Source organism: Dokdonella sp. (assembly GCF_051958935.1).
Classification (GTDB): domain Bacteria; phylum Pseudomonadota; class Gammaproteobacteria; order Xanthomonadales; family Rhodanobacteraceae; genus Dokdonella_A.
In genome coordinates, this window is sequence record NZ_JBQCFP010000190.1 from 32,054 (window position 1) to 49,982 (window position 17,929).

Below are 17,929 nucleotides of genomic sequence, written 5' to 3' on the forward strand. Positions count from 1 at the left end.
GTTGCCGCCGCTGCTGGACAAGGCGGGCCGATCACGCGACGGAGATGACAGATGTCAGGCGCAGCAACGGGCTATTCCGGCAAACCGGTCTGGCAAAAACTCGGCCTCGCGGCGGAGCAGCGCGTGCTGGTGCGGCATGCGCCGTCCGACTACGCCGTGCTCGTCGGCACCGAACCAGGATTGCTGCGGCTCGTCGGCCCACGTGCGGCGTTCGATCTGGCGCACGTGTTCGTGACGACGCGCGCGCACCTCGCCCGCGAACTCGCGGCGCTCGACGCGCGCCTGCCCGACGCCGGGACGATCTGGGTATCGTGGCCGAAGAAGAGTTCCGGCGTCACCACCGATGTGGTCGAGGACACCGTGCGCGAGGTCGCGCTGCCGCTCGGCCTCGTCGACGTCAAGGTATGCGCGGTCGATGCGACCTGGTCCGGGCTCAAGCTCGTGCGGCGGCGCGAGCGGCGCGGCGCGCGCTGACGGCCCTGCTATCCTGCCGCGATCGCCGCCGCGGCCCATCGCCATGACCTTCGCCATTCCCGCACCGTTCGTGCCGAGCCTGCCGGTCGCCGACGACGACATGCGCTTCCCGATTCGCCGCATCTACTGCATCGGGCGCAACTACGCCGATCATGCGAAGGAAATGGGCGCGGCGGTCGAACGCTCGCAGCCGATGTTCTTCATGAAACCGGCCGATGCGATCGTCGCCGACGACGGCGACATCGCCTACCCGCCCGCCACGGCCGACCTGCACCACGAGGTCGAGATGATCGTCGCGCTCGCGCGCGGCGGCCACGACATCCCGAGCGAGCATGCGCTCGACTGCGTGTTCGGCTACGGCGTCGGCCTCGACCTCACGCGCCGCGACCTGCAGGCCGCGGCGAAGGCGAAGGGTCATCCGTGGGATGCAGCCAAAGCCTTCGATGCGTCCGCGCCCGCATCGGCGCTGCGCCGCGTCGCCGACGTCGGCCATCCGCGCCATGCGCGCATTTCGCTCGAGGTCAACGGCGAACTGCGCCAGCAGGCCGACATCGCCGACATGGTCTTCGACGTCGCCGCGATCATCCACGAGCTGTCGCGGCTGTGGACGCTCGCGCCCGGCGATCTCGTCTATACCGGCACGCCGGCCGGCGTCGCCGCGCTGCACCGCGGCGATCGCGTGCATGCGCGCCTCGAAGGCATCGCCGAGCTGGCCGGCCGCATCGTCTGATCGCGCCGACCACCTGTTGCAGCGCGGCGCAGCGCGGCGCGCGAACGGCGTAAAGTGCGCTCGCCGACGTGCCGGCGCCACGTTCCCGACCCCTGGAGGAAACCGCAATGGGCATGCTTTCCGAATTCAAGGCCTTCGCAATGCGCGGCAACGTGATGGATCTCGCCGTCGGCGTCGTCATCGGTGCCGCCTTCGGCAAGATCGTCACGTCGCTGGTCGACCAGGTCATCATGCCGCCGATCGGCATGCTCATCGGCGGCGTCGACTTCTCCGCCTACAAGTTCGTGCTGCAACCCGCGGGGCCCGACGGCAAGGGCGAGGTCGCCCTGCAGTACGGCGCGTTCATCAACACGGTCATCCAGTTCCTCATCGTCGCGCTCGCGATCTTCCTCGTCGTCAAGATCATGAACCGCATGATCCGCAAGGAAGAAGCCGCGCCCGCGCCGCCGTCGGCGGAAGTCGTGTTGCTGACCGAGATCCGCGACCTGCTCAAGAAGGGCTGAGCGGCACCGGTCGTCGTCACGGCGGCGGCCACCAAGCGGTTCCATCGTTTTCGTGACGTTTGGCCCGCTGCGGTTCCCCGCACGCGGCGCATACTCCCGGTTTACCCTCGACCGGAGTACCGCCCATGAGTCGCCTGCGCCCGCTCGCCATCGCCCTCCTCCTGTCCTCGGCGCCTGCGCTCGCGGCGGACAAGCCGACCTCGATCGCCGCGGCCGACCTCGAGCGGGCCGCGCAGCTGCGTGACCAGGCGCTGCAGGACGACACCGCCTACGATTTCGTCGCCGGCATCACCACCGAAGTCGGCGCTCGCCTCGCCGCCGGCCCGAACGACGAGAAGGGCCGCGACTGGACGATCGCGAAATTCCACGCGCTCGGCTTCGACAAGGTCTGGACCGAACCGGTGACGTACCCAAAGTGGGTGCGCCGCAGCGAGCATGGCGAAATCCTCGCGCCGCACGCGCAGCCGCTCGTGCTCGCCGCGCTAGGCTACTCGGCCGCGACGCCGGCCGGCGGGCTCGAAGCCGAGGTCGTCGGCTTCCCGACACTCGACGCGCTCAAGGCCGCCGACCCGGCGAGCCTGCGCGGCAAGATCGTGTTCGTCGGCGCCCGCATGCAGGCGCATCGCGACGGCCACGACTACGGCATCGGTTCGGCGGTGCGCACGGGGGGACCGGCGATCGCCTCGCACAAGGGTGCGGCCGCCTTCCTGCTGCGCTCGGCGGGCACCGACAACAACCGCCTGCCGCACACCGGCGTGACCAACTTCACCGGGGCGACGCCGATTCCCGCGGCAGCGTTGTCGGCACCGGACGCCGACCTGCTCGAGCGCATGCTGGCGGCCGGCAAGCCGGTCACGATCCGCCTCGCGCTCGACTGCGGCATCGAAGGCGAGTACACGGGCGCGAACGTGATCGCGGAACTGCGCGGTTCCAGGAAGCCCGACGAGTATTTCGTGATGGGCGGCCATCTCGATTCGTGGGACCCCGGCACGGGCGCGATCGACGACGCCGCCGGCATCGCGATCGCCGCCGGCGCCGCGAAGGTCATCGCGGGATTGCCCAAGCGCCCCGCGCGCAGCATCCGCGTGGTCGCGTTCGCGAACGAGGAATCGGGCCTGTTCGGCGGCAAGGCGTACGCGCAGGCGCACAAGGCCGAGATCGGCAAGGCCGTGCTCGGTAGCGAGTCGGACGCCGGCGCCGACCGCATCTGGAAGATCACCGCGAGCGTGAAGCCGCAGGCACGCGACGCGGTCGCGCAGATCGCCGCGGTGCTGCAGCCGCTCGGCATCGAGTACGACGCGAACGAACCCGGCAACGGCGGCTCGGACCTCTCGGCCGTCCACGCGGTCGGCATGGCCGCGGTGTCGCTCCACCAGGACGCGACGCGCTACTTCGACTGGCACCACACCGCCAACGACACGCTCGACAAGATCGATCCGCAGCAGCTGCGCCAGAACGTCGCGGCGTACGCGGTCACCGCCTACCTTGCAGCGCAGGCCGAAGGCGACTTCGGCTCGAAGCCGGGCGCGTGGGCCGACGAGCACGAATGACGGATGGCGCCGGCGCCCGGCGCCGGCGCATCCCACGCATTGAAAGCAGACGCGCTGCGCGATTTCCGCACGCGCAGCGCGAGGGTTCCGGAACGCTCCGCGGCCTCAGGCCCGCGACTGGCGCCAGTATTCGCCGAGCAGCACCGCTACGCTGGCCGCGACATTGAGACTCTCGATCGCGCCGCTGCCGGGAATCGTGAGGCGCAGGTCGGCGCTGCCGATCATCGCCTCGCTCATGCCCTCGCCTTCCGCGCCGAGCACGAATACGAGCCGCCGCGGCAATGCCGTCGAGTACAGCGGCGAGCCGTCGCGCGGCACGGTCGCGGCGAGCACGTAGCCACGCGCGTGCAGTTCGCGGAGCGCATGCTGCGCATCGCCCGCCTGCACCAGCGGCACGGCCTCCGCCGCGCCTTCGGCGACGCGCGCCGCGGCGCCGGACACGTCGAGGCCGGCCTGCGCCGGCACGATCACGCCGCCGACGCCGAAATGCGCCGCGCTGCGCAGCAGCGCACCGAGATTGTGCGGATTGCCGACGCCGTCGAGCCAGAGCAGCAACGATGCCTCGGGCGCGTGCGGCTGCGCGTCGAGCAGCGCGGCCAGTGCGGGCGGATCCGGACGCAGCAGGTCGAAGCACACCCCCTCGTGATGGCGCGAAGCGGTCAGGCGATCGAGGTCCGCCGTTTCGACCACGCGATAGCCGATGCGGTGCTGCACGCACCAGGCGAGCACGGCCTTGAGCGCGCCGATGCGCGCTTCGGTGAGATACACCTTGCGCAGCGCCTCGGGCCGCCGCGCGAACGCGGCGAGGCAGGCGTTGAGTCCGTACAGGCGCTGTTCGCGCGACGCTGGCTCGCGCGCGGGCGCGGGTTCGCCCGCATGCAGGGTTGGGGAACGACGTGGGTCACGCGCGGGCGGCGGCGGATCGCGCCGCGCGTCGCGGCGTTCGACATCGCGCTCCGCGCGTGGACGCGCGCCCGGCGTGCGCCCCGCCAGCGCTTCGCGCTCACGCTTCGACGGCCGGTCGGTGCGTGGCTTGGCGCCCGCCCAGGGAGAATCGGTCCGCGTGTCCTTGGCCATCTTCGTCTGCTCAGTCCCGTTCGCCGCGCGCGGTCATTGTCGCAGGTTCGCCGGGCGCCGCCGCGGCACCGAGTTCGCTGCGCACGCGCGCGTACATGACGATGTCGAGCAGCTCGCCGCGCTTGACCACCGCCGACTTGTGCACACCCTCGCGCTCGAACCCGGCTTTCTCGAGCACGCGCATCGAAGCCGGATTGTTCGCATAGACCGTCGCGTAAAGGCGATGCAGGCGGAAAGCCTCCATCGCGCGCGGCGCGAACGCGGCGACGATCGCGCTCATCAGCCCGCGCCCCCAGTAATGCCGCCCGAGCCAATAGCCGAGTTCCGCCGAATGGCGATGCACATCGGTGCCCGGATGCAGGCTCACGCCCCCGACCGCGGCGCCATCGAGTTCGATTGCCCAGGCGCGATCGGATTCGTCGACCGCACGCGCGAGCCACGCGCGCCCGTCGTCACCCGTGTACGGGTACGGAAAGCGGTCGCGCAGCCCGCGCGACACGTCGGCGTGGCTCGCATTCGCGACGAGGCTGTCGAGATCATCCGTCCGCCACGGCCGCAGGAGCGCAGGGCCGCAGTCGAGGTGAGGCAGTGGGAGGTCGGCGAGCGCGGTGGGCATGGGCGGACTGATGGCTGATGGCTGAGGGCCGAGCTGAGGACTGAGGACTGAAAAAGCATCGCACTGCGCGACACGATGGGGAACCGGCCTGGCGCACGCCGAGCGGCGCCGTTCACGGCGCGCTCTTCAGCCCAGGGCCCCAGCCCTCGCCCTCGCCCTCGCCCTCGCCCTCGCCCTCAATGATCCGCCACCACCGCCGGCGCCGCGCCGCGCCGCACGGGCTTCAGCAACAGCAGCAACGGCATCGCCACCACCGTCATCACCATCATCAGCCAGAAGTCGTCGAGGAACGCGATCGCGCTCGCCTGCCGCGTGACTTCGCCGTTGAGCGCGGCGAGGTTGGCGGCACCGTGGCCGAGTGCCGCGGCGAGCTGCGCGGCGTTGTCGCCGTATGGCGTGAGGCGCGCGGCGATTTCGGCATGGTTGAGCTGGGTGTTGCGCGAGAGCAGGGTCATCACGATCGAGATGCCCACGCTCGAGCCGATGTTGCGCATGAGGCTGAAGATGCCCGCGGCCTCGGTGCGCGCGGCCATCGGCAGGGTCGAATAGGCGATCGTCGAGATCGGCACGAACACGAGGCCGAGGCCGAGTCCCTGCACGACCCCCGTGCCGACGATCGTCGACTGCGGCACGTCGAGGTTGAAACGCGTCATCATCCACAGCGAATACGCGGTGAGCAGCATGCCGATGCCGGCGAGCACGCGCGCGTCCGCACCGCGAGCGAGCAGGCGCCCGACCAGCATCATCGCGATCAGCGTGCCGACGCCGCGCGGCGCGAGCAGCAGGCCGGTCGTCACGACCGGATAGTTCATGAGGCCCTGCAGGAACGGCGGCAACAGCGCCATCGTCGCGAACAGCACGACGCCGAGCACGAAGATGAAGAGGTTGCTCGCGAGGAAATTGCGATCGGCGAACAAGCCGAGGTCGAGGAAGGGCTTGGCACTGAATTTCCAGTGCACGGCATAGAGGTAGAAGCCGAGGAACGCGAGGGCGGCTTCGATCTGGATCTCGACCGAGCCGAACCAGTCCTGCTGCTCACCGCGGTCGAGGAACAGCTGCAGCGCGCCGATACCGATCGCGAGGAACGCGAAACCGCGCCAGTCGAAGCGCGACACGCGCGTCTCGTCGGTCGGCAGGCTCGCGGCGACGCCGAACAGCGCGAGCGCGCCGATCGGCACGTTGATGAGGAACACCCAGTGCCAGCTGTAGCTGTCGGTGAGCCAGCCCCCGAGCGGCGGCCCGAGGATCGGCCCGACCATCACGCCCATGCCCCACAGCGCCATGGCCGCGCCGTGCTTCTCGCGCGGATAGACATCGAGCAGGGTCGACTGCGACAACGGCACGAGCGCCGCGCCGAACAGGCCCTGCAGCAGGCGGAACGCGACCATCGCGCCGATGCTCGTCGCCATGCCGCAGAGCACCGAGGCGAACGTGAAACCCGCGATCGCGATAAGCATCAGGCGGAGGCTCCAAATCACCGAGGCGAGCCAGCCGGTCGCCGGCGTCGCGATCGCGGCGGCGACGATGTAGGAGGTCAGCACCCAGGAGATCTGGTCCTGCGTCGCCGACAACGTGCCCTGCATGTTCGGCAAGGCGACGTTCGCGATCGTCGTGTCGAGCGCCTGCATCAGCGTCGCGAGCATCACCGACACGACCAGGAGGCCGCGGTTGGCGACTTCGCGATGGGTCTGGTCGACGGCGCTCACGACGATCAGCGCAGCGCGTCGCCGAGCGTGCTCGCGTGGCGCGTGAACGCGTCGCGGGCGATGCGGCGCGCGATTTCGCGATAGACCGGCGTCAGCTCGCCGGTGCGATCGGTGAAGGCGAATTCGACGTCGAGCGCGGCAGCGGCAGGCAGCGGCGCGGCGTGCGGCCACGCGATGGTGTCGCTCAGGGGTTCGTAGCTCTGTTCACGAAACATGGTGGATGTCCGTTCGGTTCGGGGTGGGTATGCGGGGCCGTCTTGGCGCGGCCTTTCGTTCGGTTCACGGCGCCTGTGCGACGCTCGTGCGTGGCTCCGGATCAGGGCCCTGCCAGCGGCCGATCACCGAGTTCTGCTTGCCGGTGTCGATCTCGACCACCGCGCTCATGCCCGCGCGCAGGATCATCCCGTCCTGCGGCGCGGCCGCGAGGGCGAGGCGCACCGGGATGCGCTGCACGATCTTCACCCAGTTGCCGGTGGCGTTCTGCGCGGGTAGCAGCGAGAACTCCGAGCCCGACGCCGGGCTGATCGAAGCGACGCGCGCCTGCCACTTGTGGCCGGGGAACGTGTCGACCTCGATCGTCGCGGGCTGGCCGACGACGACGTGGGTGAGATCGGTTTCCTTGAAGTTCGCGTCGACCCACAACGTGTTCGCGACGAGCGGCATCGCCGCCTGGCCGACCGCGAGGAAATCGCCCGGCTGCAGCGTGGTCTTGCCGATCGTGCCGTCCATCGGCGCGCGTACGGTCGCATGTTCGAGATCGAGCTTGGCCTGCGCGAGCTGCGCGAGCGCGAGCTTGTAGCCTGCGAGCTGCTCGTCGGGCGTGCTCGGCAGGCCGCCGAGCATGTTCTGCGCCTTGCTCAGTGCGGCATTGTTCGAGTCCTGCTTCGCCCGCGCGGCCGCGAGGTTGTTCGCGGCGTCGTCGAGCGCCGCCTGCGCGACGAGGCCGCGCTCGCGCAATTCCTTCATGCGCGCGAACTGCTGCTTCTTGTAGTCGAGGTCGGCCGCCGAGGAGCGCACGTCGGCCTGCGCCGCGTTGTAGCCGCTGCGCGCGGCATCGAGCAGGCTCTGCACCGATTCGACCTGCGCCTGCATGCGCGCCGCGGCGATCTGGAGGGGTTCCGGATCGATGCGGAACAGCACGTCACCCTTGTGCACGACCTGGTTCTCGCGCACGGCGACCTCGACCACGCGCCCGCCGACCTGCGGCGCGATCGTCACGCGATCGGCCTGCACGTAGGCATTGTCGGTCGAGGCGTAGCGACCCGAGGTGAGATAGAGGAACGCGCCTGCACCGAGCACGAGCGCGGGCCCGGCGATCCAGAGCGTCGTGCGCAACCAGCTGCGCTTGCGCGGCGCGGGGGCGGAGGTGTCGATCTGCGGCTGCTTGTCGGTCATGACGCTTCCCGTTGTTCGTGGGCCGGCTCGTCGTCGAGCGCGACCAGGTTGTCCTTGAGCCGCGCGAGCACGCGCAGCAATGCTTCGAAGTCGGCGGGCGCGACGCCGCGCAACGCTTCCTCGCGCAGGGCGGCACCGATCACTTCCATCTCGTCGACGATCGCGTGTGCCTTCGCCGTGAGGTGCAGGCGCCAGCGTCGGCGGTCGGCCGGGTCGGCACGGCGTTGGACGAAACCGGTCTTCTCGAGGCGGTCGACGACGCGACCGACCGGGATTGGCTCCATGTCGAGGTATTCGGCGAGTTCCGCCTGGCTGAGGCCCTCATGGCGCCCGATCACCTTGAGCGCGCGCCACTGCGCACGCGTCAGTTCAAGCCGGGTCGCGCGGCGATCGAAATGCTTGCGCATGAGCCGCGTGACGTCGTGCAGCAGGTAGGCGAAGGTGTTGTCGGTGGTCTTGATCATGATGGCTGCGAATATTATGTCCTAGGCAATATAATTTCAATACCTGACGGTACAAATTATTTGCAGTGCAGCAAAGCGGCATTCTCCCTTGCAGAACAGTGGCTTGTTGGAAGACCCGAGCAAATGGATGCCCACTTTTGCGGGCATGACGTCGACGTGGGCTGTGGCGGCGCGCTCGTTGCCGCCGCCCATGACCGGTCCTGACGGCAGCCCCGGGCGTCGGGCGGGGCCGGGCACGCGCAAGCCGGCTGACACCGCGGTCCTCGCGGGCGATGATCGCGGACGCCACCGACTCGACGTCGCACCTGCCATGAATGCCTTCCTCTCCGTCGTCGAAGCCGACATCACGACGCTTGCGGTCGATGCGATCGTCAACGCGGCGAACGAGTCGCTGCTCGGCGGAGGCGGTGTCGACGGCGCGATCCATCGCGCCGCCGGGCCGGCACTGCTCGCCGCCTGCCGTGCCCTGCCCGAGGTGCGCCCCGGCGTGCGCTGCCCCACCGGCGAGGCGCGCATGACCGCCGCCTTCGCCTTGCCCGCGCGCCACGTCATCCATACGGTGGGCCCGGTCTGGCGCGGCGGCGAGCGCGGCGAAGCGGATCTCCTCGCCGCGTGCTACCGCTCCACGCTTGCGGTCGCGCGCGAGCACGGCGTCGCCACGATCGCCTTCCCCGCGATCAGCTGCGGCGTATATGGATACCCGGTCGACGCCGCGACCGCGATCGCCGTACGCGAAGCGCGCGCGTGGCTCGCGCGGCACGAGCGGGCCGCCTGCAAGATCGTGTTCTGCGCGTTCGGCGCGGCGATCGCGGGCGCGTACCGGCGCGAGCTCGCGCGCGCCGCGCTGCCAGGTGCCTGAACGCGGGCGCGGGCCGGGCAATGGTGCAGCCGGGGTCGCGTGGCCGCGAATATGCCCATGACAATACGTTCTTTCCGCGCCGTCGCGGCGGAGCCTAGCATCGCCGGCTCGTGGACGTTTGGACGTCCAGATGGATGGAAGCCGTGTCCGCCGTGCCGCCCCTGCCGATCGTGCCGCTGCCCGAGGAGAAGTCCGCCGCGGCACTGCGCCTGCTCGAGGGCCTCGACGCGCCCGCGTTGTGGTGGCTGTCGGGCTACGCCGCCGCGCTCGCGCGCAGCCACTGCGCGCTGCCGCAGCCGGCCGCGACGGCCGCACGCGACGCACTCGCACAGGCACGCCTGACGGTCGTCTACGGCAGCCAGACCGGCAACGCCCGCCGCCTCGCCGATCAGCTCGCGCGCGACGCCGAAGCGGCCGGTCTCGCTGTTCGCCTCGTCCGTGCGGGTGCATACCCACTGCGCGAACTCGGGGTCGAACGCCTGCTCGTCATCGTCATCAGCACCCAGGGCGACGGCGATCCGCCCGACGACGCACGCGGTTTCGTCGAATTCCTGTCCGGCAAGCGCGCGCCCGGACTCGCCGAACTGCGCTATGCCGTGCTCGCGCTCGGCGATTCGAGCTATCCGCAATTCTGCGCGATCGGCCGCCGCGTCGATGCGCGCCTGGCCGAGCTCGGCGCGGTGCGCCTGCTCGAGAGCGGCGAAGCCGACGTCGACATCGAGACGGTCGCGACGCCGTGGCTCGCGCGCGCGCTCGAGCTTGCACGCGAAGCCCTCAAGCCGGCCACGCGCAGCGCCACCGTCACGCCGCTGCGTGCGGCCGCGCCCCTTGCCCCCGCCAGCGAATGGACGCGGGCGCGGCCGTTCGCGGCCGCGCTGCTGGCGAACCAACGCATCGTCGCGCGCGCGAGCGCGCGCGACGTCCGCCCCATCGAGCTGTCGCTCGCCGGCGCCGGCCTCGCCTACGAGCCCGGCGACGCGCTCGGCATATGGCCGACCAATCCGCCGGTTCTCGTCCGCGCCGTGCTCGAAGCGACCGGCCTCGACGGCGACGCGGCGGTCGGCCACGACGGCCGCACGCTCGCGCTGCGCGACTGGCTTGCGCGCGAACGCGAGATCACGCGCCTCGCGCGCCCGTTCGTCGCCGAGCTCGCCGAGCGCGCGCGCAGCAGCGAACTCAACCGCCTGCTCGCCCCCGACCGCCGCGAAGCGCTCGCCGCACTGATGGCGAGCCACCAGCCGATCGACCTCCTGCGCGAGCATCCCGCCGCGTGGGACTCACACGGCCTCGTCGCCGCGTTGCGCCCGCTCGCGCCGCGGCTGTACTCGATCGCGTCGAGCCGCAAAGCGGTCGGCGACGAAGCGCATCTCACCGTCGGCGTGGTCGCTTACGACGCGTTCGGCACACGCCATGCCGGCGCCGCATCGCATTTCCTCGCGCAGGCCGGCGACGATACGCACGTGCCGGTCTACGTCGAACCGAACGAGCGGTTCAGGCTGCCGGCGGACGCCGCGCGCGACATCGTCATGATCGGGCCCGGCACCGGCGTCGCGCCGTTCCGCGGCTTCCTGCAGGAGCGTCGCGAGATCGGCGCGCGCGGCCGCCACTGGCTGGTGTTCGGTAACCGTCATTTCCGCAGCGAGTTCCTCTACCAGGTCGAATGGCAGGAGGCCCTGCGCGAGGGCAGCCTCCATCGCCTCGATCTCGCCTGGTCGCGCGACGGCGCACGCTCGTACGTGCAGGACCGACTGCGCGAGCACGGCCGCGACCTCTACGCCTGGCTCGACGGCGGCGCGCACCTTTACGTGTGCGGCGACGCGACGCGCATGGCGAAGGACGTGCACGCGGCGCTCGTCGACGTCTTCGTCGAGCAGGGCGGCATGGACCGCGAACGCGCCGAGGAGCGCCTGCTTCAGCTTGCCGAGGACGGACGCTATGCGCGCGATGTGTACTGAGGATCGCGCGGAACCATCGCGGCTGAAGCCGCTCCCGCCCAGCTTCGATCGCGTCGGGCCGAAGTCCCTCGCGTCCGGCCTCGATTCCGCGGGAGCGGCTTCGGCCGCGATCGTCGCGAGCTCGACGCCGCTGCCGTGTGCGTGTCGACCGATGCCCCCGTGAAGCCCATCGCGGCCGCAGCGGCCGCGCGTTCCGACCCGAGATCACCCAATCCCATGCCCATCGCCCTCTCCGAACTCGAACGCATCAAGGCCGGCAGCCGCCACCTGCGCGGCACGCTCGCCGCCAGCCTCGCCGACCCCGTGACGGGCGCGATCAGCGAATCGGACAACAAGCTGCTCAAGTTCCACGGCAGCTACCAGCAGGACGATCGCGACCTGCGCGACGAACGCCGCCGGCAGAAACTCGAGCCGGCCCATGCATTCATGATCCGCGCGCGCCTCCCGGGCGGCGTGGTGACGCCCGCGCAATGGCTCGCGTTCGATGCGATCGCGCGCACCTACGCCAACGGCAGCCTGCGCATCACCACGCGCCAGACGTTCCAGTGGCACGGCGTGATCAAGCGCGACCTCAAGGCGACGATCGCGGCGATCAACGCGAGCCTCGCCGACACGATCGCCGCGTGCGGCGACGTCAACCGCACGGTCGTCGCGTCGGCCAACCCGGTCGAATCGGCCGCGCACGCCGAGGCGTATGCGTGGGCCAAGCGCCTGTCCGAACACCTGCTGCCGAAGACGCGCGCCTATCACGAGATCTGGCTCGACGAGATGCCGAACGACGCGACGTCAGGCGCCGACGGCGACGCGCGCGCGATGACGCGCGTCGCCGGCACCGACGATGTCGAGCCGCTCTACGGCGCGACCTACCTGCCGCGCAAGTTCAAGATCGGCATCGCGGTGCCGCCGACCAACGATGTCGACGTGTTCGCGCAGGACCTCGGCTTCATCGCGATCGTCGAGGACGGCGTGCTCGCCGGCTTCGACGTCGCGATCGGCGGCGGCATGGGCGCGACGCACGGCGACCCGACCACGTATCCGCGCCTCGCCGACGTGATCGGGTTCGTCACGCCGGGCGAGGTGCTCGCGCTCGCCGAACACGTGATCGGCGTGCAGCGCGACTGGGGCAACCGCGCCGAGCGCAAGCACGCGCGGCTCAAGTACACGATCGACCACCGCGGCCTCGGTGCGTTCGTCGCCGAGCTCGAACGCCGCCTCGGCTTCGCGCTCGCACCCGCGCGCGCGTTCCGCTTCGAGCACAACGGCGACCGGCATGGCTGGATCCGAGGCGGCGATGGCCGCTGGCATCTCACGCTGCAGGTCGAAGCCGGCCGCATCGTGGATCGCGACGGCCAGGCGTGGCTCAGCGGGTTGCGCGAGCTCGCCGCGGCGCACGCGCAGGCGGATTCGGCGCTCGAGTTCCGCCTCACCTGCAACCAGAACCTCGTCGTGGCCAACGTCGACGACGCACGGCGCGCGGCGGTCGATGCACTCGTCACGCGCCACGGCCTCGACGGCTGGCGCCGCGGCAGCGCGATCCGCCGCCATGCGATCGCCTGCGTCGCGCTGCCGACCTGCGGCCTCGCGATGGCCGAGGCGGAACGCTACCTGCCGGACCTGCTGGCGAAGATCGAACGCCGTCTCGATGCGCACGGGCTTGCCGACGCGCCGATCGTCCTGCGCGTGTCCGGCTGCCCGAACGGCTGCTCGCGGCCTTATCTGGGCGAGATCGCGCTGGTCGGGCGCGGGCCGGGGCGCTACGACCTGCGCCTCGGTGCCGACTTCGCCGGGCGAAGGCTCAATCGTGTCTTTCGCGAGAACATCGCCGAAACCGAGATCGTCGACGCGCTCGACCTGCTGCTCGCGCGCTATGCCGCCGATCGCATTAAGGACGAGGGCTTCGGCGACTTCGTCCTGCGCACCGGCATCCTCGCGCCGGCGCCGCGCATTCCCTCCGAGGTGATCGCATGATCGCGCCCGACATCGTCAGCGCCGCCGAAGACGCGCGCGCGCTCGCCGACCTCAACCGCTGGCTGTCGCGGCAGGATGCCGCGGCACGGGTCGAGTGGATGCTCGACACGCTGCCCGGTGCGCACGTGCTGTCGTCGAGCTTCGGCGCGCAGGCCGCGGCGAGCCTGCATCTCGTCACGAGCCGGCGACGCGAGGTGCCGGTCATCCTCATCGACACCGGCTACCTGTTCCCGGAAACCTACCGTTTCGCCGACGCGCTGACCGATCGCCTCGGCCTCAACCTCAAGGTGTACCGGCCGCAGATCGGCATCGCATGGATGGAAGCGCGCCACGGCCGCCTGTGGGAACAGGGCCTCGACGGCATCGAGCGCTACAACCGCCTGCGCAAGGTCGAACCGATGCAGCGCGCGCTCGACGAACTCGGCGCGCGTACCTGGTTCGCCGGCTTGCGCCGCGCGCAGGCGGCGAGCCGCGCCGGCACGAATTTCCTGGAGTTGCGCAACGGCCGCTGGAAGGCACACCCGATCGCCGACTGGAGCGACCGCGACGTCGGCCGCTACCTGGCGCAGTACGGGCTGCCGTACCACCCGCTGTGGGACGAGGGCTACGTGTCGATCGGCGACGTGCACACGACGCATCGCTGGGAACCGGGCATGAGCGCGGACGACACGCGCTTCTTCGGCCTCAAGCGCGAGTGCGGCCTGCACCTCGAAATCTGAGGCCCGAGGCCCGTCACCGCGCGCGCACGCGCGCGGCGACGGCCGGCTCAGGCGGCGAGCCGGGCGGGATCGAGGTCGCGCCAGCGCGGCGGCACCGGCCATTCGTCGACCGCGATGCCGTGGTCGAACGCGCGGCGCACGTCGCGACGATCGAGGTGCGGCGCGAGGCGCGCGATGAACTCGAGCGCGTACTCGCGCAGCACACGATCGCGGCGCAGCACGATCCAGGTCGTACAGGTCGGCAGCAGGCCATCGATCGGAAGGCCGACGACCTCGCGATCGGCGGGATCGAGCGCCATCTCCGCGAGCACGCCGACACCGAGTCCCGCGCCGACGTAGGTGCGGATGAGGTCGGCATCGCGCGCGGTGAACGCGAGGCGCAGCGGCAGGCCCGCGTCGCCGAAGGCGCGGCGCAGCGACGATTCGGGCTTGAGCGAGGACTCGTAGCTGACCAGCGGATGCGCGGCGAGGTCGGCAAGGGTCGGCGCCCGGCCGAGTTTCGCGAGCGCATGCGCGTGCGGCACGAGCACGACGCGATCCCAGCGATAGACCGGCAAGGCGAGGCCCGCGGACGGTGGCGCCCCGGCGGTCGACACGATCGCGAGATCGCTCTGGCCGTGATCGAGGAGTTCCAGGATCTCGGCATCGCCGCCCGGCTGCAGGTGCACGCCGACTTCCGGATAGCGGCGATGCAACGCGGCGATCGCGGCCGGCAGCGCGTAGCGCGCCTGCGTATGGGTGGTCGCGATGCGCAATTCGCCCTGCGCCTCGTTGCGCAGGTTGGCGGCGAGTGCGCGGATGTTCGCGGCTTCGGACTGGATGATGCGGGCGCGCTCGATCACCTGCGCGCCGGCGGCGGTGATCGCTTCGAGGCTCTTGCCGCGCCGCGTGAAGAGGGAGAAGCCGAGTTCTTCCTCGAGTTGCTTGAGCTGCTTGCTGAGGCCGGGCTGGGTCGCGTGGACGCGCTCGGCGGCGAGGGTGATGTTGAGGCCGGAATCGGCGATGGCGATGAGGTAACGCAGCTGGGTCAGCGTCATGTCGGTGAGTCCACGGGCGGCCTGTGTCGGCGATGGGTCGAGTCGATGATCGTGGTCGGGCAACACATCGCCTTGAACATGGCCTTGGACTTCGGGAATTTCATGGTCGGCTCCTGGGACTCGGTTGCGTGGCGCGCTGGGCGCGGATCGCGCAGCCTACCCGAGCCCCGTTTGGAAGTCTATCCGTCCAAAATGGCGTTCGCGGGCGGTCACCGCGCCCGGTCCTGCGACATGACCGGCCGTCATAAGCGCCGCGGGCCGGGTCATTTCCGCGGCGTCGGCCCTCGCCCTAGCCTGTCCCGCCGTCCTTGCGTACGTCGCCATGTCGCTGTATCCACTATTCGCCGACCTGCGCCAACGCGCCGTCCTCGTCGTCGGCGGCGGTGCCGTCGCGGCGCGCAAGATCGATGGGCTGCTGCGCGCTGGCGCGGCGGTCACGGTCGTGGCGCCCGCGCTCGAACCCACGCTTGCTGCACTCGCCGCGCATGCACGCATCCGCCACGTCGCGGCACGCTACGCCGACGAGTGGCTCGATGAAGTATCCCCCGGCGGCGAGAAATCCAACGGAGGCGACGAGCCTTCCGGCTACTGGCTCGTCATCGTCGCGACGAGCGACGGCGCGCTGAATCGCCGGATTGCCGCGGCGGCGCAGCGGCGGCGCGTGTTCGTCAACGTCGTCGACGACGGGACGCTGTCGAGCTTCCACGTGCCGGCGGTGGTCGACCGCGCGCCGCTGCAGGTCGCGATCTCCTCGGGCGGCGCCGCGCCGATGCTCGCACGCCTGCTGCGCGAACGGCTCGAGACGATGCTCGACGACGCGCTCGGGCCGCTGGCGGCGCTCGCCGCACGCTTTCGCGCGCGCATCCGCGCGCGCCATCCCGAGCCGGCGGCGCGCCGGCGCTTCTACTCGTCGCTGTTCGGGGGGGCCGTCGCGGACCTCCTGCGCAAGCACCAGCCCGCGCTCGCCGAAGCGGCTTTCGAAGCGGCCGTGCAGGCGCCGGCCGCGCCGATCGCAGGTTCGGTCGCGCTCGTCGGCGCCGGTCCCGGCGATCCGGGCCTGCTCACGCTGAAGGCGCTGCGCGCGCTCAACGAAGCGGACGTGATCCTGCACGACCGCCTCGTCGGGCCCGGCGTGCTCGCGCTCGCGCGTCGCGACGCGACGATGATCGAGGTCGGCAAGACCGGCGGCGCGCACTCGACCGCGCAGGAGCGCATCCATGCGCTGCTGCTCGAACATGCACGCGCGGGCCGCCGCGTCGTGCGGCTCAAGGGTGGCGATCCGTTCGTGTTCGGCCGCGGGGGCGAGGAACTCGAATTCCTGCGCGCGCACGGCATCGGGTACGAAGTCGTGCCGGGCATCACCGCCGCGCTCGCCTGCGCCGCCTACGCGGGCGTGCCATTGACCCATCGCGCGCACGCGCAGTCGGTGCGTTTCGTCACCGCGCACTGCCGCGATTCGCTCGACATGCTCGACTGGCGCGCGCTCGCGCAGGAACGGCAAACGCTCGCCGTCTACATGGGCGTGGCCGGGCTCGAGACGCTGCGCGAGCGCCTGCTCGCGCACGGCCGTGCGGCGGCGACGCCGTTCGCGCTGGTCGAGAACGGCTCAACCGAAACGCAGCGCGTCATCGCCGGAACGCTCAACCAGTTGCCGGAACTCGCGAACGCGCACAGAGTACGCACGCCGGCGCTGCTGATCCTCGGCGAGGTCGCCGCACTCGCCCGGACCCTGCACTGGTACGGCACGCCGCCGCTCGGTGGCGCACCCGGCCCGTCGCTGCGGCACGCGGCCTGATGTCAAGCTCGCGGACCTTTCGGCGTTCATTGCCGGACCGCACCGAACCCTGAGGACTCCCCATGATCCACGACAGCATTCTCGACACCATCGGCCGCACGCCGGTCGTCAAGCTGCATCGCCTCGCCCCCGAGCACGTCGATCTGTACGTGAAGGTCGAGGCGTTCAATCCCGGCGGTTCGGTCAAGGACCGCCTCGCGATTGCGATCATCCTGGACGCCGAGCGGAAGGGCCTGCTCAAGCCCGGCGACACGATCATCGAGGCGACCTCGGGCAATACCGGCGTCGCGCTCGCGATGGTCGCGGCTGCGCGCGGCTACAAGTTCGTCGCGATCATGACCGAGACGTTCTCGATCGAGCGCCGCAAGCTCATGCGCGCGTACGGCGCGAAGGTGATCCTCACGCCGGCGGCGGAGCGCGGCAGCGGCATGGTGCGCAAGGCCGAGGAACTGGCGAAGAAGCACGGCTGGTTCCTCGCGCGGCAGTTCCAGAACCCGGCCAACCCCGCCTACCACCGCCAGACGACCGCGGCGGAGGTCCTGCGCGATTTCGCCGGCCGCCGCCTCGACTACTTCGTGACCGGCTGGGGCACGGGCGGCACGCTCACCGGCGTCGGCGAGGTGCTGCGCGCAGCGCGACCCGAGGTGAAGATCGTCGCGAGTGAACCGGCCGGCGCGGCGTTGCTGTCCGGCAACGAGTGGAAGCCGCACAAGATCCAGGGCTGGACCCCCGACTTCGTGCCCGAGGTGCTCGACCGCAAGGTCGCGCACGCGATCGAGCCGGTCGACGACGTCGTCGCACGTGACACCGCGCGCCGCCTCGCGGCCGAAGAAGGCATCTTCGTCGGCATCTCTTCGGGCGCCACGCTCGCCGCGGCGCTCAAGGTCGCGGAGTCCGCGCCGCAGGGCTCGGTGCTGCTCGCGATGCTGCCCGATACCGGCGAACGCTATCTGTCGACGTTCCTGTTCGAGGGCGTCAATGAGGGATCGGACGAGGAATGGCTGGCGGGGCTGGGATGAGAGGCGGGGCCGAGGGCTGCCGAGCATCGCGGCTGAAGCTGCTCCCGGGATGCTCCTGCAAC

The 17,929-nt window shown here is 70.8% G+C and carries 17 protein-coding genes; 10 read left to right on the forward strand and 7 right to left on the reverse strand.

Annotated features, from left to right (window positions below; all coding sequences use genetic code 11):
• Nucleotides 1–51 precede the first annotated feature (51 nt).
• From ACTHK2_RS17585 to ACTHK2_RS17600, 4 genes are all read left to right on the forward strand, one after another.
• A complete protein-coding gene (locus ACTHK2_RS17585; protein WP_440247038.1) occupies nucleotides 52–474 on the forward strand; it encodes a DUF3052 domain-containing protein in 423 nt (140 codons plus the stop codon).
• A 43-nt stretch (nucleotides 475–517) separates the two neighbouring features.
• On the forward strand, nucleotides 518–1,204 hold the full coding sequence (locus ACTHK2_RS17590) for a fumarylacetoacetate hydrolase family protein (RefSeq protein WP_440247039.1): 687 nt from the start codon (nucleotides 518–520) through the stop codon (nucleotides 1,202–1,204).
• A 107-nt stretch (nucleotides 1,205–1,311) separates the two neighbouring features.
• Entirely contained in the window at nucleotides 1,312–1,707 is a 396-nt protein-coding gene (gene mscL / locus ACTHK2_RS17595; RefSeq protein WP_440247040.1) for a large-conductance mechanosensitive channel protein MscL, read from the forward strand.
• A gap of 125 nt (nucleotides 1,708–1,832) precedes the next feature.
• Nucleotides 1,833–3,257, forward strand: coding sequence for a M28 family peptidase (locus ACTHK2_RS17600; protein WP_440247041.1), 1,425 nt, complete (start codon nucleotides 1,833–1,835; stop codon nucleotides 3,255–3,257).
• A gap of 105 nt (nucleotides 3,258–3,362) precedes the next feature.
• Here the strand turns inward: ACTHK2_RS17600 and ACTHK2_RS17605 are convergent, their stop codons facing one another.
• The 6 genes from ACTHK2_RS17605 to ACTHK2_RS17630 form a co-directional block, all read right to left on the reverse strand.
• Entirely contained in the window at nucleotides 3,363–4,334 is a 972-nt protein-coding gene (locus tag ACTHK2_RS17605; protein ID WP_440247042.1) for a TrmH family RNA methyltransferase, read from the reverse strand.
• Nucleotides 4,335–4,344: 10 nt separating this feature from the next.
• Entirely contained in the window at nucleotides 4,345–4,950 is a 606-nt protein-coding gene (locus tag ACTHK2_RS17610; RefSeq protein WP_440247043.1) for a GNAT family N-acetyltransferase, read from the reverse strand.
• A 176-nt stretch (nucleotides 4,951–5,126) separates the two neighbouring features.
• On the reverse strand, nucleotides 5,127–6,656 hold the full coding sequence (locus ACTHK2_RS17615; RefSeq protein ID WP_440247044.1) for an MDR family MFS transporter: 1,530 nt from the start codon (nucleotides 6,654–6,656) through the stop codon (nucleotides 5,127–5,129).
• A gap of 5 nt (nucleotides 6,657–6,661) precedes the next feature.
• Entirely contained in the window at nucleotides 6,662–6,871 is a 210-nt protein-coding gene (locus ACTHK2_RS17620; protein WP_440247045.1) for a hypothetical protein, read from the reverse strand.
• A 64-nt stretch (nucleotides 6,872–6,935) separates the two neighbouring features.
• On the reverse strand, nucleotides 6,936–8,051 hold the full coding sequence (locus ACTHK2_RS17625; RefSeq protein WP_440247046.1) for an HlyD family secretion protein: 1,116 nt from the start codon (nucleotides 8,049–8,051) through the stop codon (nucleotides 6,936–6,938).
• Nucleotides 8,048–8,515 (reverse strand): MarR family winged helix-turn-helix transcriptional regulator, encoded by a 468-nt coding sequence (locus tag ACTHK2_RS17630; protein ID WP_440247047.1) that lies wholly within the window; start codon nucleotides 8,513–8,515, stop codon nucleotides 8,048–8,050. Before ACTHK2_RS17630 ends, ACTHK2_RS17625 begins: the two co-directional genes overlap by 4 nt.
• Before the next feature lie 310 nt (nucleotides 8,516–8,825).
• Between ACTHK2_RS17630 and ACTHK2_RS17635 the strand changes: the two genes are divergently transcribed.
• The 4 genes from ACTHK2_RS17635 (at nucleotide 8,826) to ACTHK2_RS17650 (ending at nucleotide 14,016) form a co-directional block, all read left to right on the forward strand.
• Complete coding sequence (locus ACTHK2_RS17635; protein WP_440247048.1) at nucleotides 8,826–9,374, forward strand: O-acetyl-ADP-ribose deacetylase; 549 nt, start codon at nucleotides 8,826–8,828, stop codon at nucleotides 9,372–9,374.
• A gap of 134 nt (nucleotides 9,375–9,508) precedes the next feature.
• Nucleotides 9,509–11,329: an assimilatory sulfite reductase (NADPH) flavoprotein subunit gene (locus tag ACTHK2_RS17640; RefSeq protein WP_440247049.1), complete on the forward strand. Its 1,821-nt coding sequence runs from the start codon at nucleotides 9,509–9,511 to the stop codon at nucleotides 11,327–11,329.
• Between the two features lie 216 nt (nucleotides 11,330–11,545).
• Nucleotides 11,546–13,297, forward strand: a complete 1,752-nt coding sequence (gene cysI / locus ACTHK2_RS17645) for an assimilatory sulfite reductase (NADPH) hemoprotein subunit (RefSeq protein WP_440247050.1) — start codon at nucleotides 11,546–11,548, stop codon at nucleotides 13,295–13,297.
• Nucleotides 13,294–14,016: a phosphoadenylyl-sulfate reductase gene (locus tag ACTHK2_RS17650; protein WP_440247051.1), complete on the forward strand. Its 723-nt coding sequence runs from the start codon at nucleotides 13,294–13,296 to the stop codon at nucleotides 14,014–14,016. The genes cysI and ACTHK2_RS17650 overlap by 4 nt, the downstream gene beginning before the upstream one ends.
• Before the next feature lie 47 nt (nucleotides 14,017–14,063).
• Here the strand turns inward: ACTHK2_RS17650 and ACTHK2_RS17655 are convergent, their stop codons facing one another.
• Nucleotides 14,064–15,053, reverse strand: a complete 990-nt coding sequence (locus ACTHK2_RS17655; RefSeq protein ID WP_440247052.1) for a LysR substrate-binding domain-containing protein — start codon at nucleotides 15,051–15,053, stop codon at nucleotides 14,064–14,066.
• 322 nt (nucleotides 15,054–15,375) lie between these two features.
• On the opposite strand from ACTHK2_RS17655, the gene cysG reads away from it, so the two are divergent.
• Nucleotides 15,376–16,848, forward strand: coding sequence for a siroheme synthase CysG (gene cysG / locus ACTHK2_RS17660; protein ID WP_440247053.1), 1,473 nt, complete (start codon nucleotides 15,376–15,378; stop codon nucleotides 16,846–16,848).
• A gap of 62 nt (nucleotides 16,849–16,910) precedes the next feature.
• The gene (cysK, locus tag ACTHK2_RS17665) at nucleotides 16,911–17,867 is read left to right on the forward strand and encodes a cysteine synthase A (RefSeq protein ID WP_440247054.1); all 957 of its coding nucleotides are present in this window, start codon (nucleotides 16,911–16,913) and stop codon (nucleotides 17,865–17,867) included.
• The last annotated feature ends 62 nt before the right edge of the window (nucleotides 17,868–17,929 follow it).